The following is a 26,048-nucleotide window of genomic DNA, read 5'->3' as shown; positions in this document are numbered from 1 at the left end:
ATGACAAAAATTGCAGTTGTACCTGGAAGTTTTGATCCGATTACGAATGGTCATCTTGATATTATCGAACGGGCGGCAAAAGTTTTTCCGGAAGTGAGAGTAGCCGTTATGAATAACTCTTCGAAACGTTCATTGTTTACTGTTGAAGAAAGGAAAGACTTGATACGAACTGTTACTTCCAAGTTTCCGAATGTCATTGTGGAATCATCGAGTGGGTTGTTAATCGACTATGCTCGCGAGGCAGGTGCCTCCGTCATCGTTCGTGGACTGCGTGCAATTTCTGATTTTGAGTATGAAATGCAAATTACCTCTATGAATAGAATGTTGGATGAGAGTATCGAAACTTTTTTCGTTATGACGAAAAATCAATACTCTTTTCTAAGTTCATCTATTGTAAAAGAAGTCGCGAAGTATGGAGGAGAAATCTCAGCTCTCGTTCCATCGCAAGTTGAAGTGGCGTTGAAAAAGAAATTCCAGGGTTAATCATACCGTTATGCATTAACACAGAGGGGGAGATCACCAATTCTCACCCTCTTTTTTTATTTGATTAAAGAATTAAATATAAAATGAATGGGACCGTGATGATGCTCCACAATCTGCTTATAAGATAGGGCAAAAGCGGAGTGTCTGCTGTTTTTGCAATCACAAAAACTTGCATATGAATGCTTAATCCGTTCATGGAAATGATTGCGGCAATTAAAAATGGGAATACTGGACTCGTAAAGAAATGGTCAGTAGCTGATTGGACGCCTGAAGTCATCTCAAAAATGGCGAGTAATAGTGTTTTTGTAATTCCAAGGTCGACAGTAAAGGCTGATGAAATTGACGATGTAAGTACATTTCCAAGTGCAGAGAAAAATATAACTGTCGTTGCGACTAAGATAATAACATTCGTACTGTCCCTGATTGAGTCCAAAAGTGGCGAGCTACTCGTTTTTGCATTGTTTTTCTGTTTTGGAGTTTCTCTTTTCGTTTGGCTATTTCGCATCAATAGCAATGCCAAAAGGAAAAAGATGATATTCGCAATATGAATTGCAGCTAACAGCTTCCAACCGGACATCGTATTGCCGAAAAGCTCAGTGCCTACGAATCCTAAAATGAACATCGGGCCTGGGGCATGACATGCAGCAAGCAGATAACCACTCTCGCGTCTTGATAATTCACCGTTTTTCACCATTTCTGTAACGGTTACTGCTCCAACGGGAAATCCTCCGAAAGAACCTAAAATATATGCTTTTACATACCGTTTCCAACTTTTGGGTGATCGCGACTCCGTGGGGATTTTTAATAACCACTGCGTTAAGATGATATAGGGCAATAAGTAAGGAAGAAGCGCATGCATAAATAACTGGGCACCAGCTACCGCTCCATCATGGGCGATCCCGGGTTGTAAAATGAATAAGATGATCAGGCACCAAATGATAATTAGATTGATCATGTTCGATTCAAAGGCATAGTATGTATAGTGTTTTTCAAATATGCTCTTCCTTTCAACTTAAGAATAAATAGCCGTGTTTTGCTTTATTATGGATATTTTTGGTGGTACACTATTAAACAATATGGCAGGCTAACGAGCGTCATGCCCGCCAATGCTTTTGTTTATAACTTTTATAACTTATATGCTTGAACTGTACAGGCTATTAATGGAGGTGTGATGGGATGAGATTGAAAAGGGTTGGTTTGTATGCGATTACGGTCCTTTTTTTATTGTTTTTATTTCTTTATCCTCTTGATGCATACGTATCAAAACCCGGTGGGGCTTACGATCTGTCCCCGATCGTAGAGGTTGAAGGCGGAGATATGGATGATGTGGGTACATTCAGTCTCATGACCATTTCAATTGGTAAGGCGACACCCTTTTCCTACGTTGCCTCTCAATTTTCGGATCGGATGAAAATCCTGCCGATTGCTAAAGTAAGACGTGAAGGGGAAGACGATAAGGAATACAATATTCGCCAAAAAAAGCTTATGTCGGATTCTCAGTTTAATGCGATCACAGTTGCATTCTCGAAAGTAGGCATTCCGGTCGACGTTACGTACGATGGCGTTTTCGTCGTTAGAGTATTAAAAGACGGGGCTGCTGACGGAAATCTCGAGGTTGGAGACAAGATTCGTGCAATCGATGGAACGCAATTACAAGAACCCGGCCAATTCGCTGCACTCATCTCTACTAAAGGGAAAGATGATAAAGTGATGATTTCAGTTGAAAGGGAAGCCGAACTTGTCGATTTGGAAATAACATTAAGTGAAATTCCAAGTCCGAATGCAGAAGGCCGAATCGGATTAGGAATAGAATTTCAAGAAGATCGCGAACTTACTACTAACCCGAAGGTGGATATTCATACTGCTGAGATTGGCGGACCCTCAGCCGGTCTAATGTTTACACTTGAAATTATGAATCAGTTAATGGATGAAGATTTGACAAAAGGGTATAACATAGCGGGAACGGGTGAAATGCTGGCTGACGGAACGGTTGGACGAATCGGGGGCGCAGACTTCAAAGTGATTGCAGCAGACCGTGAAGGCGTCGAAATTTTCTTTGCTCCGGACGATGATTTACCCGATGAAGTACGTGAAGCGAATCCAGGGATTATGACCAACTATGAAGAAGCGGTGAAAAAAGCAGAAAAAATAGGCACGAAAATGAAAATCGTGCCTGTCCGGACAGTGGACGATGCATTGGATTACTTGAAAGATCTACCTTCAAAATGATTTATCAAGATTGGTGAAATGGTATAATCCAATCCGGTTAAGGCGCAGCCTGAATCGATCCCTATTGCCAATGCATAGATATCAGATGCACGAATATCCATATCTAATGAGGGGTCTGAATAGGCTGCCACCTTACTAACGAGTGGAATCGGCAAATCTTTTTTTCGTTCATTTAAAAAGGTGCGGCCGTCATTGGTCATTCCGAGCAAACGTAAATAAGCTGGCTCATCCATTTCCGAACGCATGTCATATGTGAACCCGGTCAAAATATGAGTAAGCATACGCTGGATTCTCGTCCACGTATAACGCTTCGATTTCACTTCTTCCATGAACGTTTGGAAGGAATTGTTTTTTTGGGCAGCCCGATAAATCAAATTTTCGATGCCCTCTGAGATATCGGCGATGTGACGCAGTCGATCGGGCCCATCCCGTAAAATGCTATATCTTAAATAGGGATAAAAGGTATCCCAGTTGCCAAATTGACCCCTTTCCGCTTTCCAATGACTGAGCATACTTTTTGTCGCTGGTGGGATGAAGTCGGCTACCTCTTCCAAGGTATTTGTAGAAAAGAAGGATTTTCGGATTCCTGTAGCACTTGCGAACTTTTTTGCAATTAAATCCTTCTCGTGGTAATCGGCGCCGAGTCGCTTTATAGTGGCAGGTTTCATCGTTGAATCAATTGAAAGCGCTGCTTGCATGTAATGGAATCCCAGTATGTTGTTCGGTTTGGACAGATCTGCAAGTGAACGATCTTTTTCTGCGTAAGACTGGATAGAGTGGTAAGCATTATTTAATGCCATTGGATAACTTACCCCGTCCTGAACAGCACTTTTGACAGCGGATTCGTATTCGTTTTTGGAGAGATTAATAAGATCTAAACTGTTTTGAAACGGCTCAATGTCTCCATCTTCGCTCCCAAAGCAGTAAGCAGAACATCCAGCCGCGTCAAGAAGGCTTATTGCGCCAAGCGCAAATATAGGAGCGTTCCCGGTCGCAAAACGGTAGGGCAATTCGAATACAATATCAACACCGCTTTCCAATGCCATCTTCGCTCGCGTCCATTTATCGACGAATGCAGGTTCGCCCCTTTGCAAGAAATTACCGCTCATGACGGCTATGACTATATCTGCTTCGGTTGTCTCTTTCGCTTGATGTGCATGGTATACATGACCGTTATGCAACGGATTATATTCGACTACGATACCTGTTGCTTTCAATATGTTCACCCCTTCGGTATAATCTAATTGCATTATACGTTGCTCTGTTTTAGGTGACAAGAAAATATCTTGACATCCCTTTTTATCCATTATATAATCAACAGTGTTGTCTTGAGGTGATATAGACGTGAAATGGTCCATTCATCAATTACAGAAATACAGGCAAGGAGATATGCCACTTGACGAAGTGGTCAACCTTGACTCCGTCAAAGAACGGAATCCGGAAATTCGGGATATTAAGCCTGTCCACGTAACGGGACGCTGTGTGATCGGTTCTAAGAAACTGACTTGCCATTTTCGACTGGAAGGTGAGATGACGTTACCTTGTTCACGGACATGGGAGGATGTCAAATTTCCATTTTTAGTTGAAACGGACGAGCAGTTCAGTTGGGACGAAGCTACTCTTGCTACGGATGATTCAATTCACCCGGTAGTAGGTGAAGTGATTGACCCAACCCCTGTCTTTGAAGAATTAATTCTTCTGGAAGTGCCTTTGCAAGTCTATAGCGAAAATGCTGATGAAATGAAAAGCGCCGAGGGGAAAGGTTGGTCATATACGACCGACGAAGAATACGAAGCACGGTTAACCGAAGAAAAGGAAAAGAAAGTTGATCCGCGTTTAGCGGGATTGGCTGAATTTTTTAATTCGGACAAGGAATAGGCGATTATAAGGAGGTGCCTCAAATGGCAGTACCAAAAAGAAGAACTTCAAAAACAGCTAAAAGACTTCGTCGTACACATTACAAATTACAAGTTCCAGGCATGACAACTTGCGATAATTGTGGCGAAGTGAAACTGGCACACCGCGTTTGCAAATCTTGCGGTCATTACAAAGGAAAAGAAGTAGTAGGCGAATAAGGTAAGTCACCTACTTAAAGATCACCGTGAGGCCATGGCTCCGGTGATCTTTTTATATTCTATAAAGCGGAAGGCGGCCTGTCGTATCTGATAAACGAAGCTAGACGTCATCATAACAAAGGGGGAATTATAATGTCATATAAAATAGAATTCAATGATGGGATCGCTTTATTTAGAATCAATCGACCGGAAATGAGAAATGCGATCAATTATGATGTAATGGATGGCTTGGAGAAATTCCTAGGAATTATTGAAAAAGATGAAAGCGTTTCCTTTGTCGTTATAACGGGAAGCGGTGATCGTGCATTTTGTTCAGGTGGTGATTTATCGGAGTTTCATGGATTTCGCACCGCAGATGAAGCCTCTCCGATGTTGAGCAGGATGACTGGGTTGCTTTATCGACTTTCGACATTGCCGATGCCTGTCATTGCGCTAGTTAATGGAGCGGCAGTAGGAGGGGGCTGTGAAATCGCTTCAGCATGCGATTACAGAGTCGTCTCTTCAAAAGCGAAGGCGGGCTTCATCCAAGGGACGCTCGCCATCACAAGCGGCTGGGGCGGTGCAACGCAACTATTCGCGAAAATGAAGAACCATGATACGGTTTTGAAATTCCTTTCTGAGGCACAAGTACATACAGCAGAACAATTGAAGGCAATCGGCTGGGCAACCGTTCTATATGAAGGCGATGCACATAACGGCTTGAATGAATTCATCTCAAAGATGAAAAAGATCCATCCGTCTGTACACCGAGCGTACAAAAAAATTGCCATTGCAAATTGGCAAAAGGACGAAATCGAAAAGCGCATGCTCAAAGAAGCTGAACAATGTGCACAACTATGGGAAAGCGATGCCCACCACAAAGCCGTTGCTAACTTCTTTAGTAAAAAATGAAAACTGATATAATATCTTAATATAGGTCAGATAATCAAAGGAATTCAGACAAATAGTTGAAAACGGTTTCATTCTTCGTATAAACTAGAAGTGGGGAAAAGTTCATTTTAGTAGTTTGGGGGTTTTTATATGAAAAAAATTCTTATCGCAAATCGTGGGGAAATTGCACTTAGAATCATTGAAACATGCAAGCGGCTCGGTATTTCAACAATAGCCGTCTATTCAGAAGCGGATGAACATATGCCTTTCGTAAAGCTTGCCGATGAAGCATTTCTACTCGGCCCCGGCCCTGTTCAACAATCCTATTTAAAGGCCGACGAGATCATTGAAATTGCTTTAACTGCCGGCGCGGATGCAATTCATCCTGGATATGGACTTTTGTCTGAAAATGCCGGTTTTGCACGAAAAGTGAGAGACGCGGGACTGACGTTTATCGGCCCTGATGCGGAGACGATTGAATTAATGGGGGACAAAATCGCTTCGAGGATAAAAATGAAAAAGGCTGGAGTTCCTGTCGTTCCAGGTACTGACGACGGTATAGGCTCTTTAGAAGAGGCGATAACCGCTGCCAGTGAAATTGGCTACCCGATTATGCTGAAAGCGAGTGCAGGCGGTGGTGGCATTGGGATGATCCGTTGTGAAAATGAGCAAGCGCTCAGTCAACACTTCCAATCTATTAAAAGCCGTGCGAAAGCCTATTTTGGGGATGACGTCGTTTTTCTTGAAAAATTTGTCGAGAATGCCCGTCATATTGAAGTGCAAGTTTTCGGAGATGATGAAGGCAACATTGTTCATCTGTATGAACGAAATTGCTCCGTGCAAAGAAGAAATCAAAAAGTGATCGAGGAGTCGCCTTCTCCATGTTTGAATGAAGCAGTTCGTAAACAGTTGCACTCATCAGCAGTCGCTGCCGCCAAAGCTGTCGATTATCGAAATGCAGGCACTGTTGAATTTATTTTATCAGAGCAAGATGATTTTTATTTCTTGGAAATGAACACGCGGTTGCAAGTGGAGCATCCTGTAACTGAAGAGGTCACAGGATACGATTTAGTCGAGTGGCAAATTGAAGTTGCTCGTGGAAATGGATTGCCTGTTAAAGAACAGGGGCAAATCAACTTATCGGGTCACGCGATTGAATTCCGTATTTATGCGGAAGATCCGGTTACTTTCATGCCGTCACCAGGAAAACTTAGCAAGATAGAATCGAGCGACACAGATGTGCGTATCGATGCAGGGTATGAAGAAGGCGGCAACGTTACGCCGTTTTATGATCCAATGATTGCAAAAGTAATTGTACATGGGGATACACGCGAGGAAGCCATCCGGAAATCGATGATGTTTTTCGACTCGTATACTATTGAAGGTGTGAAAACGAATATACCCCTTTTCCAAAAGTTTATCGGATCGAGTGAATTCGGAGATGGCGATTATAATACAAATGTTTTGGCGGATTGGTTGAAAACAAATAAGGAGGATATAAAGATATGACACAATTAAAAGCGGCTATGGCAGGAACGGTATTTACAGTAAATGTTGCGGTTGGAGAAGAAGTGCAAGCTGGGCAAGTAATCATTGTACTTGAGTCCATGAAAATGGAAATTCCCGTCGAAACAGAAGTTGCAGGGAAAGTGACAGCTATCAATGTACAAGTCGGAGATTTCGTAAACGAAGAAGACGTATTAGCTGAAATTGAAGCTTGATTGATGATTATAGTATTTTCTATATAATGAATTAAAATGTTTTTACTTGCTCTAGGATTGGAATGGAAGGCGGCGACTCCTGCGGGAATAGCATGAGCTGAAGACCCCGCAACGAAGCGAAGCGAAGTGAGGAGGCTGAAGCCATGCCCGCGGAAAGCGTCCGCCTGGAGTGGAAATCCGGTGTTCGACACTTTGAATTAATTTAACATAAATTTCCGTCTTAGGATCGGAAGGGGTAGAATGATGACGAAACTTACGGGGCAGACAGTCTATAATGAGAAACTCGAAAAACGAATTAATGAAGTTTTTGCGGGTGGTCAACAGAAATATCACGATAAATTGAAAGAACAGAACAAGTTATTTGTTCGCGATCGTCTAAAGCTATTGTTCGATGACGGGCAATATACGGAAGATGGCCGTTTTGCGAATTGCGAGGCGGGCGATCTGCCTGCGGATGGCGTAGTGACCGCAATGGGGAAAGTGAATGGACAAACTGTATGCGTCATGGCAAATGATTCCACAGTGAAAGCGGGCTCTTGGGGCTCTCGTACAGTTGAAAAGATCATTCGTATACAGGAAATCGCTGAAAAAAACCGGGTGCCGATGTTGTATCTTGTTGACTCAGCAGGAGCCCGAATAACGGATCAGCTAGATATGTTCCCGAATCGCCGTGGTGCGGGGCGAATTTTCCATAATCAAGTGAGATTATCAGGCTTCATTCCGCAAATTTGCCTGCTGTTCGGACCTTCCGCTGCAGGGGGAGCTTATATTCCGGCATTTTGCGATATTGTCATAATGGTAGAGGGAAATGCATCCATGTATTTGGGTTCTCCGCGTATGGCGGAAAAAGTGATTGGGGAAAAGGTTACATTGGAAGAGATGGGCGGAGCGAAAATGCATTGTTCCGTTAGCGGCTGCGGTGATGTCCTTGTTGAAAGTGAGGAAATCGCGATCAGTGAGGCGAGACGCTATTTGGAATTTTTCCCTGCAAACTTTACAGAAAAGCCTTCGTTGAAAGGATCAATTGAAGCGAAAGCAGGACGTACGCTCGAAGAAATCATTCCGGAAAACCAAAATGCACCTTTCGATATGTATGAAGCGATTGATGCATTGATCGACGAAGGAAGCTTTTTTGATATTAAGAAACTATTTGCTCCAGAATTGATTACTGGACTTGCGCGTATTGAAGGCCAACCTGTTGGAATTATCGCGAACCAACCGAAAGTTAAAGGCGGTGTTTTGTTTGTCGATTCGGCAGATAAGGCGGCGAAATTCATTAACTTATGTGATGCTTTTTCGATTCCGTTATTGTTCTTGGCGGATGTGCCAGGTTTCATGATCGGAACGAAAGTTGAACGCGATGGAATTATACGACACGGTGCGAAGCTTATCATGGCGATGAGTTCGGCGACAGTGCCTAAAATTTCAGTCGTTGTGAGAAAGGCATATGGGGCAGGTTTGTATGCAATGGCAGGTCCGGCTTTTGAACCGGATGTATGCATCGCATTGCCAACAGCGCAAATTGCGGTGATGGGCCCAGAGGCTGCGGTCAATGCCGTATATTCCAATAAAATTGAAGCAATTGAGGATCCGAAAGAAAAAATCGCTTTCGTACAAGCGAAGCATAAGGAATATAAAGAGGAAATCGATATTTACAAAATGGCTTCCGAGCTGATTATTGATGAAATTATCGCTCCCTCGAATTTACGTGAAGTGTTGGCGGATCGCTTCCGATTCTATTCGACAAAAGAACTTCCATTACCACCTAAAAAACATCCCGTCTATCCTGTATAATTGAATAAAAGGAAAAGTTAAGGGCGCCTTTTCAAAGGCGCCCTTTTGTAAAAAGGGGGATACTGATGGAAGTCGTTATAGCGGGGGCGGGTTCGATAGGATTACTAATTGGTTCGTATTTGGCTGAGGCTGGCTGGGGTGTGACGTTCTTTGTCAGAAGGGAAGAACAAGCAATACTTCTGCGGAATCAAGGAATCAGGCGTGTCGATGGGCAAGGAACTGAAATGGTCTTCAATGTAAATGCCGAAACGGATATAGGAATGTTGCCGGCAACAGCCCCGTGGATTGTTGCTGTTAAGTTTGGAGGTGTCGCATCCATACTTGAATTGGTGAATGGAAGGAATATAAGCAATCCGATGATGTTTTTGCAAAATGGAATTGGACATTTCAATATGGTTAGCGAAACGGAGTTGCCACATCTGTTTTTTGCCTCCGTGGAGCATGGCGCTGGCCGCTTGGATGATCGGACAGTTTCCCACAATGGTGTCGGGCTGTTGAAAGTGGCCCCATTCCGTGGGGATGAGAGGGCATTCGATCAACTAACGCTTGCCCATTCAGCTGCCTTTCCAGTAGAATTCGTAATCGGTGCGAGAGAATTGGTATTGCGAAAAGTACTTATTAATTGCATGATTAACCCATTAACCGCGATTTTACAATTGAAAAATGGTGAATTGCTGGAGAATACATATGCCAAAATGTTATTTGATGAATTGTTTAACGAGATCATAGGCGCTTTTCCTGAGATGCAAGATCATCTATCGAAAGAGGCTGTTGAGGATATTTGCAGAAAAACCGCGTTGAATCGCTCATCGATGCTAAAAGATCGGCAAGAAGGAAATCCGATGGAAATAGAAACGATTGTGTCAGCGGTAATCGGTATGGCTGAACGAAGAGGATCCGCCTTGCCGTTGCTGAAGATGCTTGAAAAAATGCTGTTAGTACTAGATGGGAGATGATCGCTGATGATCAATGGAATCCTTTCAATCGTTGCTGGGATCATCGTATTGTTTCCGTTTCTTGTGACTGTTGTCTACCTTGTGACAATGAGAAAAATGGGGAAGGCTCCAGCAGTTGTTATCGGTAAGGCGGCGGATTTTACAACTCCCTTTCTTTTCCTATCCATATATATCACTTCATTAACGGTTTTTGGAAAAGGAACAGGTTTTTACATTATCGGAACTGCTATATTGATTGCGATTATTCTTGCTGTTTTTGAACGAATAAAAGAAAAAGAGTTTCAAATTACTCGCTTTTTGCAAAAAACATGGAGGGTGTATTTTTTAATGTTAAGTTTGGCGTATGTTCTTTTAATTGCAACTGGTGTTTTCTTTAAAATTTCGGAATATGTAAAATGAAGCTTGCTAATCTGCGGTGATAAGCGTATATTTTTCAATCTGAGGAAATTCAATGATATACTCTTTTCAAACCAGTAAAAAGGGGCATCAACAATGGATATTGAAACATTTGAATTGCGAAATGGAAATAAAGTAATGCAAGCATACAATCAAGATGAACAGTTCATACATACTTTTTTTGATTATAAGAATGAGAATGATGCCTATCCGGAAAGGTTGAAAGAGCTTTCCGACCGACCGTTTCTGAGGAAAGAGCTTGCGGAAGTCATTCATACTTTTATGGAGCCTTTTGGCATATCGGACAAAGCTTCAGCATATATCAACGAGCTTTCCGATAACGGGGTCGTCGTAATCGGTGGTCAGCAGGCCGGTATCATGACGGGCCCTCTCTATTCGATCCATAAAGCGATTACCGTCATTCTGTTAGCAGAGATGAAACGGAAAGAGTTATCCGTTCCTGTCGTCCCGGTTTTTTGGGTTGCTGGAGAAGATCATGATTTGAATGAAATCAATCATGTCTATACAGAGTCTTCCGGAAAAGCGACAAAGCAAAAATATCGAGAAAAATTCATTCTGAAATTAATGGCTTCCGATGCTGAATACTCCGAAACGCAGATGGAAGCGTTCGTGAATGACATCTTCCGCCAATTCGGAGAGACAAGCTATACAAAAACGTTGCGGAATGACGTCCTTCAGGCTGTAAAAGCTGAAAAGACATTTACCGGTTTTTTTGTTAGACTGATGAACGGTATTTTCAGTGAGCAAGGACTTTTGTTCATCGATTCAGCATATAAGCCTTTACGTGAAATTGAAAAGAACCATTTTGACCGATTTGTTAGGGAGTCTGGTGAACTTGCAAAATTGATTGCACAAAAAGAGAAGGACTTTGAGGCATTAGGTTTTGGTCGACCGATACAAGCGGAGGAAGATGCTGCGAACCTTTTCTACGTTCATGAAACGGGAAGGGTCTTATTATCAAGGGATAATGAGGATTTTGTAAATAAGAGCACCGGCATTCGTTTTACATATGACGAATTGTTGGATGTGGCGAATGAAAAGCCTTGGTTGCTCAGTAATAATGTTGCGACGCGTCCGATGATGCAGGACTTGGTCTTTCCAGTACTTGCATTCGTCGGTGGACCTGGCGAAATCGCATATTGGGCTTTATTGAAAGAAGCTTTCCACCACATGGAAATACGCATGCCGATCCTTGTTCCGCGTATTTCGATCACTTTAGTTACTTCTGACGCAAAAAAAGCAATGGATGATGTTTCATTGACGATAGGCGATGTGTTATCCGGCAACGTACAAGAAGAGCGTGAACGGTATATCGAATCCCTGCAAAATGAACACTTCGAAGGTTTACTCCAAGAGACGGAAACGCTTTTGAAGGGCCAATACGAGGAATTGGCAAAAGAAGCAGATCCCACAATGAAGGATTTGCTACAGAAAAACCTTGAATTTCATAAAAAGCAATTTAATTACTTGAGAAAGAAAGCGGAAGAGGAACTGTTAATCAAGCATGAGGTGGCACTTCGGAAGTATCGGATCCTCGAAAATGAACTTCTGCCTGAAGAATCTTTGCAAGAACGAATCTATACACCATATTCCTTCATGAATCAGTATGGTCCCGGATTGGTCCAAGACCTTCTCCGTCAGCCGTTGAAAATGGATGGCACCCACCAAATCGTATATCTTTGATGTTTTTCCGCTTTTCCAGTCAAATTCCGACTGGAAAAGCGTTTTTTTTAGGTCCTACATTTACTTTATGATTGATGGGATATCTCAATAAAACAAGTACTATCGGCACATTTTAAAATGAAGTATTAATATTGGTGGAGGAATGTGGAGGGATGTGGTACATTTAAAACATATAGTGGGGTGAAGAGTATGTTCATGGGTGAATATCAGCATACCGTCGATGCAAAAGGCCGCTTAATCGTCCCTTCGAAATTCAGGGAATATTTGGCGGATGGCTTCGTGCTGACTCGTGGATTGGATAACTGTCTCTTCGGTTACCCTATGGAGGAATGGAAGCGACTCGAAGAAAAACTAAAAGCCTTGCCGGTTACGAAAAAAGATGCCCGCGCATTTGCCCGGTTTTTCTTTTCAGGAGCGACAGAAGTTGAGATTGACAAGCAAGGACGTGTCAATATTCCATCCTCATTACTGGAATACGCAAAAGTTGAAAAGGATTGTGTCGTCATCGGAGTTTCCAGCCGGATCGAAATTTGGTCGAAAACGTCATGGGATTCCTATTATGACGAGTCGGAGCAATCATTTAATGAAATTGCGGAAAATATTATTGACTTTGATTTCTAAAAACACTTAAAGAAAGAAGGCGGTTTCAATGTTCGACCATACAACAGTGTTACTCCAAGAAGCCGTCGAAGGTTTGGCTATTAAACCGGATGGTGTCTATGTCGACTGTACACTTGGAGGCGCTGGCCATAGCTTGGAAATTGTAAAAAGGCTGTCGCCTGCAGGTAGATTAATTTGTTTTGATCAGGACACGACAGCAATCGAAGCAGCAAAAGAGAAGTTGAAAGACTATCTATCGCAAATTACTTTCATCCATTCGAATTTCAGGAATTTGAAAGATGAACTGGCGAAAATCGGTTTGTCTTCCGTAGATGGTATTCTTTATGATCTTGGTGTATCTTCTCCGCAACTTGACACTCCGGAACGGGGATTCAGCTACAATCATGACGCCGCGCTGGACATGCGCATGAACACAATGGCAGAATTGACAGCATTCGAAGTCGTCAATGAGTGGTCTTATGAAGATTTGGTACGCATCTTTTTCAGATACGGCGAGGAGAAGTTCTCAAAAGGGATTGCACGAAAAGTTGAAGAGGCAAGAAAAACAGCTCCGATACAGACGACAGGAGAACTAGCAGAACTGATTAAAGAAGGAATTCCTGCTGCTGCTCGTAGAACAGGAGGCCATCCTGCAAAGAGGGTATTCCAGGCAATACGAATAGCAGTTAATGATGAACTCGGGGCTGCGGAAGACTCCTTGTCCGAAGCATTGACGATTTTGAATTCCGGCGGACGCATTTCTGTCATCACATTCCATTCATTGGAAGACCGGTTATGCAAAACAATCTTCAAAGAAGCATCTTCATTACCTGAACTACCACCCAACTTGCCTGTCATTCCTGAAGGCATGGATCCCGAATTTAAATTAGTAACAAGAAAGCCGATTTTACCAAGTGCAGAAGAAATAGAAGTGAATAAAAGATCAAGATCTGCAAAATTGCGGATCATAGAGAAAAAATAAAAGGGGGAATTGTTAGATGGCATTGGAACAGAGAAAATTCCAGATGAATACGATTCATGAAATTGAAACACCGCAATCACCAAAAACAACTGAGATTCAACCGGTACGCCGTTCCAGGAAGCTTATCTCCAAGGGAGAAAAGTTCTTGTTCGTGCTGTTTACAGCAATTCTCGTTATTTTCTCTACAATGATTTTGCATACACAAGCACAAATTAACGACACGAACAAGGAAGTACAAAAAATCAACAATAAAATTGTAGAAACTACAAAACAGAATACAGAATTGTCCATCCAAGTGAGCGAGAAATCTACATACGAAGTGATTTGGAATAAAGCGAAGGAGCTCGGCTTGAATCTAAACGAGAAAAACGTAAAGGTCGTGCCTGGACGATGAAAAAGAAGTTTCGATTTCAATGGGGAGCCTTTCTGATGTTTGTATTTTTCGGAGGGCTTTTTTTTCTTTTATTCACCCGATTACTGAGCATCCAAATAACGGGACAGGCAGAGGGAAGACCAATGGCTGTCATGGCAGAGGCCAAATATGCGAGGGAAGCAGTTTTAAAGGCGGAGAGAGGTAAAATTATCGACCGTAATGGAGAGTTGATCGCCTCTGATACATTGAGTTACCGGCTAATTGCCATATTGAGTGAAAAAGCGACTGAAAAGGGAGCGAAAGAGCCTAGGCATGTCACTGATTTCAATAAAGCTGCGGAATTGTTGAGCAAGTATATCCCGATGGAGAAAGAAAAGATGATAGAAATCAGGGATAAGGCAGTGAGCAGGAATACAGACACATATGAGACATATCAGATCGAGTTCGGGAAAGCTGGACGGGATATAAGCCATGAAACGATGTTAGCCATCAAAGAGGCTGCTGAAGAAGAAGGAGTTACTGGCCTTCAGTTCATCGAAGATAAAAAACGGTTTTATCCAAATGGGAATTTCGCTTCGTATTTGATCGGCTTCGCGATGCGCGAAGAAGATAAGGACGGGAAAGTATCGACTGTCGGTAAAATGGGGCTTGAACAAACCTATAACGAAGCATTGACCGGGGTCGACGGTAAAATGGATTATAAAACAGATATTTGGGGCTATATTTTGCCGAAAACTGAAAAGCAAATTGTTGCGGCCCAAGATGGCAAGACGATTCAACTAACGATCGATAAAACGATTCAAAACTTCGTAGAAGATGCTATGAACCAAGTCAATGAGAAATACTCGCCAGAGAAAATGCTCGTTGTTGTTACGAATCCGAAGACTGGTGAAATCTATGCGATGAGCCAACGACCTTCATTTCATCCGGCAACTCGCGAAGGATTAACGGAAAACTGGCTGAATGATGCGGTGCAAAACACAATTGAACCAGGTTCAACAATGAAAATGTTCACATTGGCTTCAGCAATTGAAGAGAAAAAATGGGATCCATTCGCAGAATACCAGTCAGGGCAGTATACGATTTATGATAAAACGATTCGAGATGTCAATCGTACGGGCTGGGGTAGAATTTCCTTCTTGGAAGGTTTCCAAAGGTCTTCGAACGTTTCCATGGCCTATCTTTTGGAAAGGATGGGCGATCGAACATTCATCGAATATTTGCGTGGCTTCGGGTTTGGTGAAAAAGTGGGGATTGATTTACCAAATGAAGCTTCAGGCATTATATTGGATATAAATCCAAGTGAGAGGCTAACAACGTCATACGGCCAAGGTTCTACAGTGACGCCGATCCAAATGATTCAAGCGGCAACAGCGATTGCAAACGATGGCAAGATGATGAAACCGTATGTCATTGATAAAATTGTAAATCCGAATACAGAGGAAATAGAAGAAGACCATAAATCGGAAGAACGGAAATCGCCTATTTCAGCGGATACTGCAAAGCAAGTCCGGGAAATTTTAGCTTCTACTATAACTTCTGAGGCAGGAACGGGAAAAAAATTCGCATTGACTGGCTACTCCGTCGGCGGAAAGACCGGAACTGCAGAAATACCTAAGAAGAATGGTGGCTATTTGTCCGGGGATGGGAATTATCTTTATTCATTCCTCGGAATGGCGCCTATCGACGATCCCCAGTTATTAACATATGTAATTGTCCAACAACCTAAACTGGAGATGGGTCAGTACGGTTCTGATCCGGTTGCCGAGCTTTTCACATCCATTATGGAAAGCAGCTTGAAATACATGAATATTGTACCCGAGGACAACGAGAGTACGATGACGATTCCTTTAGCAGACTTTGTCGGGAAAGATTCCACCGACGCAATTGAGTCGCTTAAACAACAAGGATTTTCCCCAGTATTAATTGGTGAAGGCGGAGAAGTGAAAAGCCAATATCCGGGGCAGGGCACGAAATTAAATAAAGATACCATTGTTCTTTTGGAAACAAGTGGCAATACGACCCTTCCAAATTTTTCCGGGTGGTCGAAAAAAATGGTATTATCATTTAGAATGTTATCAGGGCTTGATATCCGTTTGAATGGAGATGGATATGTAGTTGAACAAAGTTTATCCGAAGGGGCAAACGTCACTAAGGATGATCCTGTTGTACTCCAATTACAATCACCTGCCATTCAACATACTCCTGTTGAAACCGTGGATGAAGAAACAGAAGGCGAAGAAACAGAGGAGATAATCGGAGGATGATGTATAGCTGTCCGCATCAATTCATAGGTTGATAGAAAAACGAAAGGTGTGGGGCGCTGCGTAAATTTGCCGATTTGCAATCAAAGAAGAGATTGCGGGCAGTTTTTGTTATATTTCTAATTTCAATTGCCATGCTTGCAGCAAAGCTCTTCCATGTACAAATCATCAAACATGAATGGTTGAAAGCGCGTGCGGAAGAGAATTGGGACAGAGAAATCCCTTTTGGGGCAATACGAGGAGAAATCCAAGATCGAAACGGTGAATTGATCGTTGGCAATCAACTTGCTCCGACGCTGTATTTTATGCCATCCCAGAATAAGGAACCGGAAAAAGCGGCAGCGGCAATAGCTGGCATTTTGAATGCCGATGCTGACGAGCTCCTTGAAAAGATGTCGAAGAAAGAGTATATGGTCAAGTTGGCGCCGGAAGGCAAAAATATCACACAAGAACAGGCAGATGAAATTTCAAAGCTCCAAATCGAAGGTCTGTATACCGGTGTGGATTATATGAGAAATTATCCGAATGGCGAGTTGTTGTCCAGATTGATTGGATTCACGGGTTATGATGGCCTTGGATTGGCAGGGATCGAGTACGCCTACGATGAGATTTTGCAAGGTACCGGCGACAAAATCCGTTTATATACAGATGCAAAAGGAGTTACCTTGCCACATGTCGATGACGGTTTTCAAACTGGGGATAACGGTGCGTCTATTGAATTGACAATCGACCTTGGAATGCAAAAGGTGATGGAGCGGGAACTCCTCCAAGCATTGGAAAAATACGATGCCACGCAAGCGCTCGGCATTATTATGAATCCCAAAACAGGAGAAATTCTATCGCTCGTTTCGATGCCGACTTTCCACCCCGCTGAATACCAGGATACGGATCAAGCAATCTATAATCGGAACTTGCCGGTGTGGATGACATTTGAACCCGGTTCTACATTCAAAATCGTTACGCTTGCAGCAGGGTTGGAAGAGGGTGTTGTCGACCTTCATAACGACCATTTCAATGACCCAGGTTATACGATGGTTGCAAATGCACGGCTAAGGTGTTGGAAAAGAGAAGGACATGGCCATCAATCGTTTTTGGAAGTCGTAGAAAACTCGTGCAACCCAGGCTTTATTGAAATTGGTCAACGATTGGGAGGCGACAGGCTCAACAAGTACATTCGCGATTTCGGGTTTGGTGAATCGACCGGCTCTGGTATTGCGGGTGAAGCGAAAGGGATCTTATTCTCAAAAGAGGCATTCGGACCTGTTGAACAAGCGACCACTGCTTTTGGCCAAGGGATTTCAGTTACGCCGATCCAGCAAGTTCAAGCAGTCGCAGCAGCCATCAATGGCGGTAATTTATATCGTCCGTATATTGTAAAGGAAATAAAGAATGATAAGGGAGAGACATTACAGTCTTTCGAACCGGAGATAAAACGCCGAGTCATCAGCGAGGAAACTTCCGCCCAAGTTAGGGAGGCACTTGAGTCAGTTGTTGCCAATGGTTCTGGAAGGAATGCGTTCAATGATGGCTTACGAGTTGGTGGGAAAACCGGGACTGCACAGAAAGTCGTGGATGGAACTTACCGTGATGGAGATTATATTGTTTCTTTCATAGGGTTTGCACCCGCTGATGATCCTGAATTACTCGTTTACATTGCGGTCGATAGTCCGAAAAACTCTGTTCAATTTGGTGGCGTCATCGCAGCGCCGATTGTCGGCAGGATCATCGAAGAGGTCGCGCCGCTGGCAGGAATAGAAAAAAGAGATGGACAGCTTGAAAAGGAGTATCGTTGGGGAGACCCCATTACACATCGCGTGCCTGATTTGACTGGCATGACAAAAGGAATGGTCGCCCGCCAACTTCACACATATCGTATACAGTGGCATGGTGAAGGAGAAGTTATCAAATACCAAATGCCAGTCCCTGATTCAGTAATGTCAGTAGACGACATTATACATGTTTATACGGAAGAATAGAAAAGCGAAAGGCGCTTGCTCAGATACGACAGGCATAAGGCGAAGATGCGGCGTGGCGATTTTTGCCACAGAGCAGCTTTGACTTATGACCCAAGTATCTAGCGCCTGTAGCTAGACAAACTAAAACAGTTTCAAAACAGTTAAGGAGAACATACTATGACACTCGTCACGACAATTACGGTTATCGCCGTTTCATTCGTTATAACTGCACTTATCGGCGCCGCCATCATACCTCTGCTCAGAAGAATGAAATTCGGGCAAAGCATCAGGGAGGAAGGTCCGGAAGCGCATAAGAAAAAAGCGGGCACGCCTACAATGGGCGGCCTTATTTTCCTGGGATCCATTATCATTACGATGCTTGTCCTATCATACATACTAGAAGACGTACTAACAACTCAGACAATTGTATTGATGATTGTACTAGCCGGCTTTGGTATCATCGGCTTCTTGGATGATTTCATCATCGTCGTCATGAAAAGGAATTTAGGATTGACGTCTATTCAAAAATTGATCGGCCAAATCATCATCGCGATTCTAGCCTTTTTCCTATTAAAAATGGGACCTTTTGAAACGACCATCCTAATCCCTTTTACGAATTTCACTGTGGATCTTGGTATTTTCTACGTCGCATTTCTCATTTTTTGGCTTGTCGGATTTTCAAATGCGGTCAATTTATCCGATGGGTTGGATGGGCTTGTTGCTGGAACTTCGACAATCGCTTTCGCGGCTTTTGGAGTGCATGGCCTCGTATACGAGCAATATGATATTGCGATATTCTCATTTGTCGTAGCAGGCGCGATGCTAGGCTTTCTACTGTTCAATATGAAGCCTGCGAAGGTGTTCATGGGGGATACAGGTTCTTTGGCGCTAGGAGGCACGCTTGCAATGCTTTCAATCCTGGTGAAGCAGGAACTTCTCCTCCTGATCATAGGAATTGTATATGTAATTGAAACCTTATCCGTCATGATTCAAGTGACCAGTTTTAAATTGACAGGAAAGCGGGTTTTTAAAATGAGCCCGATCCACCATCATTTTGAATTATCCGGCTGGTCGGAGTGGAAAATCGTTATTGTATTCTGGGGAGTCGCTCTCTTGGCTGCAATCGTCCCCGTACTTTGGGAGGTGATGTAATTGAGGAATCAAAATGAATTCGTGGGTAAAAAAGTGCTAGTGCTTGGTCTTGCTAAAAGTGGATTTGCTGCAGCAGAATTGCTTCATTCACTAGGCGCGAATGTTTTAGTCAATGATTCGTCTCCCGAAGAAGGAAACAAGGAAGCCGAAGTTCTTCGTTCTAAAGGAATTGAAGTTATTTGCGGTGGACATCCAGAATCAATTTTGGATAATGGGTTTGAATTAATTGTGAAGAATCCCGGTATCCCTTATAATAATCCAGTTCTTCAACAGGCGGTTCAAAAAAAGATACCGATTTGGACTGAAATTGAACTTGCTTATTTAGTAAGCGAGGCCCCTATCATAGCGATTACCGGGTCGAATGGAAAAACAACTACAACGACCCTTCTTTATCATATTTTGAACATTGGCGGAAAAAAGCCACTTATCGCTGGCAATATTGGCACAGTTGCTTGCTCGGTGGCAGAAAAAGCAAAAGAAGATGAGCTTATCGTTATGGAGGTTTCTTCATTCCAATTGGCGGGAACTGAAAAATTCCGTCCTAAAATTGCTGTTTGGACAAATTTATATGATGCCCATATTGACTATCATGGAACCCCTGAAGACTATGCGATCGCAAAGTCGAAGGTGACGAATAACCAGACAAAAGAAGATTTCTTCATTTACAATGCCGATCAACCGGAAATGCGGCCGTATATCGATCAGTCAAATGCTACTAAAATCCCATTTTCCTTAAAGGGAAAATCGGCAATCGGCATTTCTGCGGATGATGAAATGATCTATTGGCAAGGAGAGCCGTTCGTGAAGCGTTCCATCATCAAGTTGCTAGGTCAACATAACTTGGAAAATATATTGGCGGCAACAGCATCGGCCATTTTAATGGATTGTGATAAGGAAACTATCGAAAATGTTTTAAGTTCTTTTACGGGTGTCAGGCATCGGATGCAGTTTGTGAAAGAATTGAAAGGCCGGACTTTTTACAACGATTCCAAAGCGACGAATACGCTGGCTACGAAAAGTGCTTTGTCTTCTTTCCAGCCACCTGTCATTCTAATTGCGGGCGGGTTGGATAGGGGACATTCATTCGAAGAACTCCGCCCATACATGGGAAGATTAAAAGCCCTTGTGGCACTTGGTGAAACTGCCGATAGACTTATCGAGTTTGCTGAATCATGCGGGGTGCCAATTGTCAAAAAGGTACAAACGATGGATGCTGCGGTACAAGAAGCTTATGGAATATCGATTCAGGGTGATCAAATACTTCTTTCTCCTGCATGTGCGAGCTGGGATCAGTTCCCGAACTTTGAAGAACGTGGAGATGCTTTTATTGAAGCTGTAGGAAGATTATAAATCATCGTTTACTTCTTGAACACTAAGACGGAAGGATGCGTTCACTGGAACAGAAATTAAAGACTGCCTTCATCATTTCGGCAGTGGCACTGTCAATCATTGGATTAGTGTTTGTACATTCGGCTGGTTCCTATTGGGGGCAAGTCCATTATGCGGATTCCTCCCCGTTCATTGTCAAACAAGGCATTTATATGGCGGTTTCGATATTTGTGGCATTCATGTTGATGAAAGGATCGTGGACGTCCAGTCAGTCGTTTTGGACCGCCTTTTATTACATAACAATCATTATGTTGGTTGCTGTCATGATACCGGGAATTGGTGCTGTCAGAAACGGTTCACAAAGTTGGATTGCATTAGGTCCATTCAGCATTCAACCGGCGGAGTTCGTCAAAGTGGCATTGATAGGAAAACTGGCTTGCAATATGAAGCAGTCTGCTGGGAAAAGCCCATTCAGATTGAGCCATTTCACGCTTATCCTTTTACCGGCCGCATTGATTATGATGCAGCCCGATCTTGGTTCTGCAGTCATCATGATTGTTTCAGCGTTTGTTATTCTTTTTTTGGCAGGATATCCATTATCTTTTTTCGCTGTTCTGGGCTTTACAGGTGTTGGTGCCTTCATTGCATTAATTGCGGCAGCACCTTATCGGCTTGAACGGATCAAATCCTATATAGACCCTTGGAATGATCCGCTTGGAACAGGTTTTCAAGCGATTCAATCATTGTTTGCAATAGCACCGGGAGGATTATTCGGTCACGGGTACGGCAATAGCCGACAAAAATACTTGTACTTACCCGAACCGCAAAATGATTTCATATTTTCCATCATTGCGGAAGAAACAGGATTTATCGGAGCTGCATTTGTTCTACTCTTATTTTCAATATTGCTCATTTCTGCATTTGGAATTGCCATCCGTACACATGATTTTAAAGCTTTTCTAATTACTGCGGGAATGGCTTCCATGATTATATTTCAAACGTTTCTGAATGTCGGTGTTGTCTCGGGTTTACTGCCAGTTACGGGGGTAACATTGCCATTTATCAGTTATGGCGGGTCATCATTGCTTACTACTTGGATGGCTGCCGGGATCATATTGCACTTTGCATTTTTGAAAAAAAGAAGTTGATCGGAGGGTTGGCACATGGATAAAGTGATAGACATCGAAGAACGTATACCATCCATGAGAGAAAAACGACGAAGGAAGACGAATAAAAAATTTCTATTCATTATTGTCGTTTTTTGCGCTGCCCTTCTCGTATTGTTATACTTTCAATCCCCGTTAAGCAAAGTTGGAGAGATTGTTATCCGTGGTGCCGAGTTGCATGATGAGCAGTTTTACTTCGAAAAAAGTGGGATTCTTGAAGGGAGCTCTTATTGGGGGTTCGACACGGAAGACGTGGAAAATGAACTTTTGAAGATTAAAGGCGTCAGTAAAGTCTCTGTCAAAAGGAAATGGTTAAGGGACATCGATATCTCGGTAAGTGAGTGGAAGACGGTAGCGTATGTGGAGGAAAAAGGTCAGTTTGTTCTTTTGCTCGAAAATAGTGACATCATTTCAAGCAATATCAACTATCCGAATGTCCCTATTTTGAATAATATGGATAACCTGAAGGTAAGGAAGAAATTGACATCGCAGTTGTTGAAAATGTCTGATGATGTTCGGAGCCTTATATCTGAAATTATCTATACAGGGACAGAAAATGACCCAGACACGATTACTGTTTATATGGATGATGGATACGAAGTGCATGCCATTATACAGACATTTGCGGAGAAGATGGATTATTACCCAGAAATTACATCACAATTAGGGGATGTAGAAAAGGGTATAATCGACATGGAAGTCGGAACGTTTTTTTCACCCTACAATGAAGTTTACGGAAATGGAGGGGAAGAGGAAGGGGAAGGTGATGAGGATGGCGAAGAAAATGAGTAAGGATAAAAAAAGGGGCAACTACCTTTTATATTCACTAGTTTTCCTCGTGCTCGGTTTCATCTTTGCATTTTCTTATCGCACTTTAGGGAAAGACAATAGCGAATCAGCTCAGTCCCCGACTTTCCAACAGGAAGAACAATACCGTGGCGAATTGATTGCTCAAAAGGAAAGAAATAAAGAACTAGCTGATGAAATCCAGTCGAAACAAGTTGAAATCCATAAATTCGAAAAATCTTTTTCGGAAAATGAGGACAACCATTCTTTCCTAGTGAATGAAGCAAAAGATCTTCGTTTACTTCTAGGGGTTATCCCAGCAGCTGGATCGGGTGTCCGTGTCACATTAATGGATGGAGATTATGATCCTGTAGAACAGAACCCAAATGATTATATCGTCCATGAAAGTCATGTATTGAGGGTTGTGAATGAATTGAAAATTTCAGGAGCGCAAGGAATCGCAATAAATGGCCAAAGAATTTCTTCGAATTCGTATATAAAATGTACGGGCCCTGTCATAAAGATCGACGGCCGGACATTTCCTGCTCCATTTGTCATTGAAGCAATTGGGGATTCAGAAGTTCTCTCATCGTCTTTAAATTTGAGCGGGGGAGTGATTGACGGCCTAGTTTACGAAAATATCGTCGTTACGATGGAACCGATGAGGGATATCAGGCTACCTGCATTAAGGGACGAGTCATAAGCAATCATTGAAGAAGGAGGGTGTTTGATGAATAAGGCAATCAATTGGAAATTTACAGTTGTCCTCCTGCTAATCGGATTTATGATTGCCGTTCAATATAACACGATGGAGTATCCTGAGACACGTGATACAAGGGATATATGGGCAATTCGACAAGAATTGGCAGAAGAGAAAAAACTCCATTCTGAGCTTCTTTCTGAAATACGTGATTTGGATAATACAATATCTTCCTATCAATCACTAAGTGAAGCGAGCGCCGGAAAAGCCTTGAACGATACTGTGGACAAGTTACGCCGAAAAGCCGGTACTACAGATATTACTGGCCCGGGTATAGTTATCGAAGTTCGGCCATCAGCAGAAAGTATCGCGTATGGAATACCAATCACGAGTATTTCATCCGATTTATTAACGCGTTTTGTCAATGATGTGAATCGCTTTAAAGGGATCGACATGGAAATTGATGGAAAACGTTATACAGTGATGAGCTCGATTAGAGTCATTAATGGGTCGACATCAGTAAATGGGCTTAATGTTTCGACACCACCATTTAAGATTAAAATCATTTCACCAACTATGTCAGAAAGTGAAAAGCTTTATAATTATTTATTAGCTTCGTCCATCCATGATGATTTCTACCTTGACAACCTTGTACTGGACATCAATCAACCGGTAAAAGATTTGATGATACATGGTTGGCCGGAAAAATTTGAAAATCTGTACTTGGAAGAGCAGACGAAAGGGGAATGACAATGTGGTTGCCGTTGCTTGGTTTGATACTTGGAGTTTCGCTTGGTCTGTTATCAGATATTCAAATTCCACAAATATATAGCAATTATTTATCCATTGCTGTATTAGCTGCTCTAGATACGCTTTTCGGAGGGATTCGAGCACATCTCCAACAGATTTACGATGATAAGGTGTTCATATCAGGTTTCTTTTTCAATATAGCGCTAGCTGCTGGATTAGCCTTCCTTGGGGTACATCTTGGAGTAGATTTATACTTAGCTGCCGTTTTCGCGTTTGGCGTGAGATTGTTTCAGAATATCGCTGTCATTCGACGGGTTTTACTTTCAAAGTGGTCGGAGCGAAGTAAAGTTTCTGAAACGAAAGTGCAGGAATGAAAGGAAATGAGCAATGTATGGAGAAAATATTTAGACAATACGACTATAATACAATAGAATGTAAGATAAGGACTGCAATGGGAGGTGCCGGAAATTGAGTCAATCTACAACATATGTATCACTTGATATAGGATCTTCGTCAGTCAAAGTGCTGATCGGCGAAGTGGACGGCGGATCTCTCCACGTAATTGGAGTCGGAAACGTCCAATCGGCGGGTATTCGTAAAGGAACCATTATTGACATTGATGCCACTGTCCAATCTATTCGTAAAGCGATTGAACAAGCTGAACGGATGACAGGCATGCAAATCCGAGAAGTCGTCTTAGGCATTCCTGCAAATGGAGTCCTGCTGCAAGACGTTAAAGGTGTAGTAGCTGTCAATTCGGAAAACAGGGAAATCACGGACGATGATTTAGGACGCGTAATGAAATCCGCTCAAGTCATGTCAGTTCCCCCGGAAAGAGAAATCGTCAATATCATTCCGAAACAATTCATTGTGGACGATTATGATGAAATAAAAGATCCACGCGGTATGATCGGTGTTCGACTTGAGATGGACGGAACGCTTATCACTACTTCTAAAACATTGGTGCATAACATTTTACGCTGCGTCGAAAGGGCAGGCTTAGTCATTCGTGAAATCTATTTGCAGCCCCTTGCAGCAGGCACATTCGCATTGACTGAGGACGAGATGAATCATGGTACTGCGTTTATCGACATTGGCGGTGGTTCAACAACGATTGCCATTTTCGGTGATAATCGTTTTATTTCAACCTCTGTAATTCCAGTAGGTGGAGATCATATTACAAAAGATTTGTCGATCATTTTAAAGACTCCAACCGAACAAGCCAGGAAGATAAAACATCAATATGGACATGCTTTCTATGATGATGCATCAGACGATGACCTTTTTGAAGTTCCAGTTATCGGGGCTGATTCGAAAGATCAATATAGTCAGAGATACATATCGGAAATCATTGGAGTACGATTAGAAGAGTTATTCGATTTGGTTCTTGAAGAACTCTTCCGTATGGGAATCCATGATTTACCGGGTGGAGTCGTACTGACTGGCGGTACGACGAAACTTGAAGGAATCTTGCAACTTGCAAGACATGTGTTGAAGACGAGGGTCCGCATCCATACACCTGAATATATTGGCATCCGGGAACCGATGTATTCGACTGCTGTAGGTCTTATCCGGTATGCTAATATGGAAGATACTTATTTTGGCTTTACAGCTGAAACTCAAACTGCAGCAACAACTAGTGATCTGGATTATCAAGCCTCACCTAAAAAGAAGGTTGTTACAAAGGAAAAAGAAAGAAAAACTAGCTTCATGAACAAGACTAAAAGATTTTTCGATGGATTTTTTGAGTGACCAGATAAAAA

Annotated in this window: 26 protein-coding genes; 24 read left to right on the top strand and 2 right to left on the bottom strand. The window is 42.5% G+C overall.

All coding sequences use genetic code 11. The features are described from left to right. A complete protein-coding gene (coaD, locus tag SLU01_RS02215; RefSeq protein WP_147054860.1) occupies window positions 1-483 on the top strand; it encodes a pantetheine-phosphate adenylyltransferase in 483 nt (160 codons plus the stop codon). Between the two features lie 64 nt (window positions 484-547). On the opposite strand, the gene SLU01_RS02210 is transcribed toward coaD, so the two are convergent. Beyond that, on the bottom strand, window positions 548-1,438 hold the full coding sequence (locus tag SLU01_RS02210) for a hypothetical protein (RefSeq protein ID WP_147054858.1): 891 nt from the start codon (window positions 1,436-1,438) through the stop codon (window positions 548-550). Between the two features lie 221 nt (window positions 1,439-1,659). Between SLU01_RS02210 and SLU01_RS02205 the strand changes: the two genes are divergently transcribed. Next, on the top strand, window positions 1,660-2,712 hold the full coding sequence (locus tag SLU01_RS02205; RefSeq protein ID WP_147054856.1) for a SepM family pheromone-processing serine protease: 1,053 nt from the start codon (window positions 1,660-1,662) through the stop codon (window positions 2,710-2,712). Here SLU01_RS02205 and SLU01_RS02200 read toward each other — a convergent pair. Continuing rightward, window positions 2,685-3,929 carry a nucleotidyltransferase gene (locus SLU01_RS02200; protein ID WP_147054854.1) on the bottom strand — a complete coding sequence of 415 codons (1,245 nt, stop codon included), beginning with the start codon at window positions 3,927-3,929 and terminating at the stop codon, window positions 2,685-2,687. The genes SLU01_RS02205 and SLU01_RS02200 overlap by 28 nt on opposite strands. Before the next feature lie 127 nt (window positions 3,930-4,056). On the opposite strand from SLU01_RS02200, the gene SLU01_RS02195 reads away from it, so the two are divergent. The 22 genes from SLU01_RS02195 to ftsA all read left to right on the top strand — a co-directional run bounded on the left by SLU01_RS02195 (window position 4,057) and on the right by ftsA (window position 26,037). Next, window positions 4,057-4,590 carry a YceD family protein gene (locus SLU01_RS02195; protein WP_147054852.1) on the top strand — a complete coding sequence of 178 codons (534 nt, stop codon included), beginning with the start codon at window positions 4,057-4,059 and terminating at the stop codon, window positions 4,588-4,590. 23 nt (window positions 4,591-4,613) lie between these two features. Further along, window positions 4,614-4,787 carry a 50S ribosomal protein L32 gene (gene rpmF, locus SLU01_RS02190; protein WP_147054850.1) on the top strand — a complete coding sequence of 58 codons (174 nt, stop codon included), beginning with the start codon at window positions 4,614-4,616 and terminating at the stop codon, window positions 4,785-4,787. A 132-nt stretch (window positions 4,788-4,919) separates the two neighbouring features. Then, window positions 4,920-5,678, top strand: a complete 759-nt coding sequence (locus SLU01_RS02185) for an enoyl-CoA hydratase/isomerase family protein (RefSeq protein ID WP_147054848.1) — start codon at window positions 4,920-4,922, stop codon at window positions 5,676-5,678. Window positions 5,679-5,807: 129 nt separating this feature from the next. Then, window positions 5,808-7,166 carry an acetyl-CoA carboxylase biotin carboxylase subunit gene (locus tag SLU01_RS02180; RefSeq protein ID WP_147054846.1) on the top strand — a complete coding sequence of 453 codons (1,359 nt, stop codon included), beginning with the start codon at window positions 5,808-5,810 and terminating at the stop codon, window positions 7,164-7,166. Then, the gene (locus SLU01_RS02175; RefSeq protein ID WP_147054844.1) at window positions 7,163-7,378 is read left to right on the top strand and encodes a biotin/lipoyl-containing protein; all 216 of its coding nucleotides are present in this window, start codon (window positions 7,163-7,165) and stop codon (window positions 7,376-7,378) included. The genes SLU01_RS02180 and SLU01_RS02175 overlap by 4 nt, the downstream gene beginning before the upstream one ends. Window positions 7,379-7,621: 243 nt before the next feature. After that, window positions 7,622-9,172: an acyl-CoA carboxylase subunit beta gene (locus tag SLU01_RS02170; RefSeq protein ID WP_147054842.1), complete on the top strand. Its 1,551-nt coding sequence runs from the start codon at window positions 7,622-7,624 to the stop codon at window positions 9,170-9,172. Between the two features lie 65 nt (window positions 9,173-9,237). After that, window positions 9,238-10,128: a 2-dehydropantoate 2-reductase gene (locus SLU01_RS02165; protein ID WP_147054840.1), complete on the top strand. Its 891-nt coding sequence runs from the start codon at window positions 9,238-9,240 to the stop codon at window positions 10,126-10,128. A gap of 6 nt (window positions 10,129-10,134) precedes the next feature. After that, window positions 10,135-10,527 carry a DUF3397 domain-containing protein gene (locus SLU01_RS02160; RefSeq protein WP_147054838.1) on the top strand — a complete coding sequence of 131 codons (393 nt, stop codon included), beginning with the start codon at window positions 10,135-10,137 and terminating at the stop codon, window positions 10,525-10,527. A gap of 93 nt (window positions 10,528-10,620) precedes the next feature. Further along, a complete protein-coding gene (bshC, locus tag SLU01_RS02155) occupies window positions 10,621-12,228 on the top strand; it encodes a bacillithiol biosynthesis cysteine-adding enzyme BshC (protein ID WP_147054836.1) in 1,608 nt (535 codons plus the stop codon). Between the two features lie 189 nt (window positions 12,229-12,417). Beyond that, window positions 12,418-12,849 carry a division/cell wall cluster transcriptional repressor MraZ gene (gene mraZ, locus SLU01_RS02150; protein WP_147054936.1) on the top strand — a complete coding sequence of 144 codons (432 nt, stop codon included), beginning with the start codon at window positions 12,418-12,420 and terminating at the stop codon, window positions 12,847-12,849. A gap of 28 nt (window positions 12,850-12,877) precedes the next feature. Continuing rightward, complete coding sequence (gene rsmH / locus SLU01_RS02145) at window positions 12,878-13,810, top strand: 16S rRNA (cytosine(1402)-N(4))-methyltransferase RsmH (RefSeq protein ID WP_147054834.1); 933 nt, start codon at window positions 12,878-12,880, stop codon at window positions 13,808-13,810. A gap of 16 nt (window positions 13,811-13,826) precedes the next feature. After that, window positions 13,827-14,204, top strand: coding sequence for a cell division protein FtsL (ftsL, locus tag SLU01_RS02140; RefSeq protein ID WP_246110840.1), 378 nt, complete (start codon window positions 13,827-13,829; stop codon window positions 14,202-14,204). 35 nt (window positions 14,205-14,239) lie between these two features. After that, the gene (locus SLU01_RS02135) at window positions 14,240-16,450 is read left to right on the top strand and encodes a penicillin-binding protein (RefSeq protein ID WP_147054832.1); all 2,211 of its coding nucleotides are present in this window, start codon (window positions 14,240-14,242) and stop codon (window positions 16,448-16,450) included. Window positions 16,451-16,581: 131 nt separating this feature from the next. Next, the gene (locus SLU01_RS02130) at window positions 16,582-18,423 is read left to right on the top strand and encodes a penicillin-binding transpeptidase domain-containing protein (RefSeq protein WP_147054931.1); all 1,842 of its coding nucleotides are present in this window, start codon (window positions 16,582-16,584) and stop codon (window positions 18,421-18,423) included. 156 nt (window positions 18,424-18,579) lie between these two features. Then, complete coding sequence (gene mraY, locus SLU01_RS02125) at window positions 18,580-19,554, top strand: phospho-N-acetylmuramoyl-pentapeptide-transferase (RefSeq protein ID WP_147054830.1); 975 nt, start codon at window positions 18,580-18,582, stop codon at window positions 19,552-19,554. Beyond that, the gene (gene murD, locus SLU01_RS02120) at window positions 19,555-20,904 is read left to right on the top strand and encodes a UDP-N-acetylmuramoyl-L-alanine--D-glutamate ligase (protein ID WP_147054828.1); all 1,350 of its coding nucleotides are present in this window, start codon (window positions 19,555-19,557) and stop codon (window positions 20,902-20,904) included. A 35-nt stretch (window positions 20,905-20,939) separates the two neighbouring features. Then, the gene (ftsW, locus tag SLU01_RS02115; protein ID WP_147054826.1) at window positions 20,940-22,031 is read left to right on the top strand and encodes a putative lipid II flippase FtsW; all 1,092 of its coding nucleotides are present in this window, start codon (window positions 20,940-20,942) and stop codon (window positions 22,029-22,031) included. Between the two features lie 15 nt (window positions 22,032-22,046). Further along, on the top strand, window positions 22,047-22,841 hold the full coding sequence (locus SLU01_RS02110; protein ID WP_147054824.1) for a cell division protein FtsQ/DivIB: 795 nt from the start codon (window positions 22,047-22,049) through the stop codon (window positions 22,839-22,841). Then, entirely contained in the window at window positions 22,834-23,538 is a 705-nt protein-coding gene (locus tag SLU01_RS02105; protein ID WP_246110839.1) for a DUF881 domain-containing protein, read from the top strand. Before SLU01_RS02110 ends, SLU01_RS02105 begins: the two co-directional genes overlap by 8 nt. Window positions 23,539-23,565: 27 nt before the next feature. Next, window positions 23,566-24,285: a DUF881 domain-containing protein gene (locus SLU01_RS02100; RefSeq protein ID WP_147054822.1), complete on the top strand. Its 720-nt coding sequence runs from the start codon at window positions 23,566-23,568 to the stop codon at window positions 24,283-24,285. A gap of 2 nt (window positions 24,286-24,287) precedes the next feature. Then, window positions 24,288-24,659 (top strand): small basic family protein, encoded by a 372-nt coding sequence (locus tag SLU01_RS02095; protein WP_147054927.1) that lies wholly within the window; start codon window positions 24,288-24,290, stop codon window positions 24,657-24,659. Window positions 24,660-24,753: 94 nt separating this feature from the next. After that, on the top strand, window positions 24,754-26,037 hold the full coding sequence (gene ftsA / locus SLU01_RS02090; RefSeq protein ID WP_147054820.1) for a cell division protein FtsA: 1,284 nt from the start codon (window positions 24,754-24,756) through the stop codon (window positions 26,035-26,037). Window positions 26,038-26,048 lie beyond the last annotated feature (11 nt).

This window comes from Sporosarcina luteola (assembly GCF_007991495.1).
GTDB classification, from domain to species: domain Bacteria; phylum Bacillota; class Bacilli; order Bacillales_A; family Planococcaceae; genus Sporosarcina; species Sporosarcina luteola.
Note: the sequence above shows the minus strand (reverse complement) of the source record. Positions and strands in the feature narration are given on the sequence as shown.

Excerpts from the sequence above, each read along its gene's own strand:
- SLU01_RS02105 (WP_246110839.1), top strand. The coding sequence starts at position 22,834 with ATGAGTAAGGATAAAAAAAGGGGCAACTACCTTTTATATTCACTAGTT.
- SLU01_RS02210 (WP_147054858.1), bottom strand. The coding sequence starts at position 1,438 with ATGATCAATCTAATTATCATTTGGTGCCTGATCATCTTATTCATTTTA.
- SLU01_RS02185 (WP_147054848.1), top strand. The coding sequence starts at position 4,920 with ATGTCATATAAAATAGAATTCAATGATGGGATCGCTTTATTTAGAATC.
- SLU01_RS02095 (WP_147054927.1), top strand. The coding sequence starts at position 24,288 with ATGTGGTTGCCGTTGCTTGGTTTGATACTTGGAGTTTCGCTTGGTCTG.
- SLU01_RS02205 (WP_147054856.1), top strand. The coding sequence starts at position 1,660 with ATGAGATTGAAAAGGGTTGGTTTGTATGCGATTACGGTCCTTTTTTTA.
- SLU01_RS02170 (WP_147054842.1), top strand. The coding sequence starts at position 7,622 with ATGACGAAACTTACGGGGCAGACAGTCTATAATGAGAAACTCGAAAAA.
- SLU01_RS02100 (WP_147054822.1), top strand. The coding sequence starts at position 23,566 with ATGAATAAGGCAATCAATTGGAAATTTACAGTTGTCCTCCTGCTAATC.
- SLU01_RS02130 (WP_147054931.1), top strand. The coding sequence starts at position 16,582 with ATGCTTGCAGCAAAGCTCTTCCATGTACAAATCATCAAACATGAATGG.
- SLU01_RS02135 (WP_147054832.1), top strand. The coding sequence starts at position 14,240 with ATGTTTGTATTTTTCGGAGGGCTTTTTTTTCTTTTATTCACCCGATTA.
- rpmF (WP_147054850.1), top strand. The coding sequence starts at position 4,614 with ATGGCAGTACCAAAAAGAAGAACTTCAAAAACAGCTAAAAGACTTCGT.
- bshC (WP_147054836.1), top strand. The coding sequence starts at position 10,621 with ATGGATATTGAAACATTTGAATTGCGAAATGGAAATAAAGTAATGCAA.
- SLU01_RS02165 (WP_147054840.1), top strand. The coding sequence starts at position 9,238 with ATGGAAGTCGTTATAGCGGGGGCGGGTTCGATAGGATTACTAATTGGT.
- SLU01_RS02175 (WP_147054844.1), top strand. The coding sequence starts at position 7,163 with ATGACACAATTAAAAGCGGCTATGGCAGGAACGGTATTTACAGTAAAT.
- coaD (WP_147054860.1), top strand. The coding sequence starts at position 1 with ATGACAAAAATTGCAGTTGTACCTGGAAGTTTTGATCCGATTACGAAT.
- SLU01_RS02110 (WP_147054824.1), top strand. The coding sequence starts at position 22,047 with ATGGATAAAGTGATAGACATCGAAGAACGTATACCATCCATGAGAGAA.
- ftsL (WP_246110840.1), top strand. The coding sequence starts at position 13,827 with ATGGCATTGGAACAGAGAAAATTCCAGATGAATACGATTCATGAAATT.
- SLU01_RS02180 (WP_147054846.1), top strand. The coding sequence starts at position 5,808 with ATGAAAAAAATTCTTATCGCAAATCGTGGGGAAATTGCACTTAGAATC.
- mraY (WP_147054830.1), top strand. The coding sequence starts at position 18,580 with ATGACACTCGTCACGACAATTACGGTTATCGCCGTTTCATTCGTTATA.
- mraZ (WP_147054936.1), top strand. The coding sequence starts at position 12,418 with ATGTTCATGGGTGAATATCAGCATACCGTCGATGCAAAAGGCCGCTTA.
- SLU01_RS02160 (WP_147054838.1), top strand. The coding sequence starts at position 10,135 with ATGATCAATGGAATCCTTTCAATCGTTGCTGGGATCATCGTATTGTTT.
- rsmH (WP_147054834.1), top strand. The coding sequence starts at position 12,878 with ATGTTCGACCATACAACAGTGTTACTCCAAGAAGCCGTCGAAGGTTTG.
- ftsW (WP_147054826.1), top strand. The coding sequence starts at position 20,940 with ATGCGTTCACTGGAACAGAAATTAAAGACTGCCTTCATCATTTCGGCA.